The 1,854-nt window shown below is 37.7% G+C and carries 2 protein-coding genes; both read right to left on the reverse strand.

Going from position 1 to position 1,854, the window contains the following annotated elements; genetic code table 11:
- A partial coding sequence (locus F6K13_RS31280) for an AMP-binding protein (RefSeq protein WP_287289599.1) occupies positions 1 to 1,205 on the reverse strand: 1,205 nt, incomplete at its 3' end.
- Positions 1,206 to 1,248: 43 nt separating this feature from the next.
- Positions 1,249 to 1,605: a four helix bundle protein gene (locus tag F6K13_RS31285; RefSeq protein WP_124146831.1), complete on the reverse strand. Its 357-nt coding sequence runs from the start codon at positions 1,603 to 1,605 to the stop codon at positions 1,249 to 1,251.
- Between the last annotated feature and the right edge of the window lie 249 nt (positions 1,606 to 1,854).

Genomic DNA, 1,854 nt, shown 5'->3' on the forward strand with positions numbered 1-1,854 from the left:
TCAGTGGCCTCCGGATCGTTAAAATATCCCTGCATAACATTATTGCCACGCATCACTACTTCTCCCATAGTTTCCCCATCAGCAGGTACATCCTGCATATCTTTGTCTACTACCCGCATTTGAGCAGCATGAATATAAGGCACTCCTTGTCGAGCTTTCAATTTTGCCCTTTCTGCCATTGGTAAATCATCCCAAGGTGCTTGCCATTCACAAACACTATGGGGTCCGTAGGTTTCTGTTAAACCATAAACATGAGTAATATCAATTCCTAACTCTTCCATCGTCTGAATAATAGTGGGGGAAGGTGGCGCTCCAGCAGTGGCAACTCGAAGAGGATGGGAAAGTTGTAATTTTTTGATGGCACGGTCGTTAGCAAGAGCAATTAATATTGTGGGGGAACCGCAGAAGTGAGTCACTCCCTCATCCATAATTAACGAGACTACTGTATTAGGGAAAAATTTCCGCATACAAATATGAGTACCACCCACAGCAATGACTCCCCAGGTAAAACACCAACCGTTACAGTGAAACATGGGTAACGTCCACAAATAGATACTGTTATTATTCATGCCTAGTTCTAATGCTTCGCCCAAAGCATTGAGATAAGCACCACGATGAGTATATACCACTCCTTTGGGTTGACCACTGGTGCCACTGGTATAGTTGATCGAAATTGGTTCGTTTTCGTCTGAAAGTGAGGAAGGTAGAGGGTCTGATGTACCTGTAGTTAAAAAAGTTTCATAATCTGTTCCTGGTAATTTTTCTCCTTTTGCTTCTATTTGACTGTCTACTATATTAATTATTTCTTCTACACTTTCCAACTCATCCCGCACTGATTTTACCAGGTGAGATAATTCTGTATCGACAAATACCAGACGCGCTCCACAATTATTCAGGATATAGCAAATATCTTTAGCAGCTAATCGAATATTGATAGCGACTAAAACTCCTCCTGCTAGAGGAACGCCAAAATGTGCTTCTAACATTGGTGGAATATTCGGGCAAAGGAAAGCTATGCGATCGCCTTTTTCTAACCCTCTGTTTTTTAAGGCGCTTGCCAATTGATTAACTCTGGTGGCAAACTGCGCATAAGTCCATCTAGAGGAGCGGTAAACTATGGCATCTTTGTCAGCAAATGCTCCCACACTGCGTTCTAGGAAACTTTGGGGAGTGAGAAATTGAGAGGAAATTTGATGGTTTGACATTATCAGAATTTAGAATTTATAATTTAGAGTTTATAATTTAGAATTAATTTTGAGCTTTAGTATTTTTAATGATTACATGAAGAATAGAAATTAATTCATTAGATTCATTTAATAAAGGAAGTAATCTTTGTTCTAGTTCTTTTTCTGTTGCAATTAATATTTTTAACCAGTAATTGGTCTGTCTAGCTTCTTTGAGAGAAATATTCATTTTATGGATAAAATCGACTTTACTTTCTGTGTTTTGTGCTTCCTCAATATTCGCGCCTATGCTTGTCCCAGAGCGTATTAATTGTTTACTCAAACCATACCCTGTCCCACCATTTTCTCTCAAAAACTTGCAAAGCTTTACTATTCTTATGCTAAAATCCAGAGTCCTATCTTGTATATCTTTTTTAACCATATTAGGTTCTATTTATTCTAAATCCTAACATATCTTGAAATTTTGCCATAGCCATATTAGGTCCTATTTATTCTAAATTCTAATAATTCTAAATTCTAAATTATCAAAAAATTCTAAATTCTAGTGAATCCTTTTTTCATAACCAACCCACTCTTTCTCTCGCAACAAATATTTCTGAACCTTACCCGTAGCAGTCTTTGGCAACTCTATAAACTCAACCGCTTTCGGTACCTTAAACTGTGCCAAATT

The organism is Okeania sp. SIO2B9, assembly GCF_010672505.1.
Classification (GTDB): Bacteria; Cyanobacteriota; Cyanobacteriia; order Cyanobacteriales; family Microcoleaceae; genus Okeania; species Okeania hirsuta.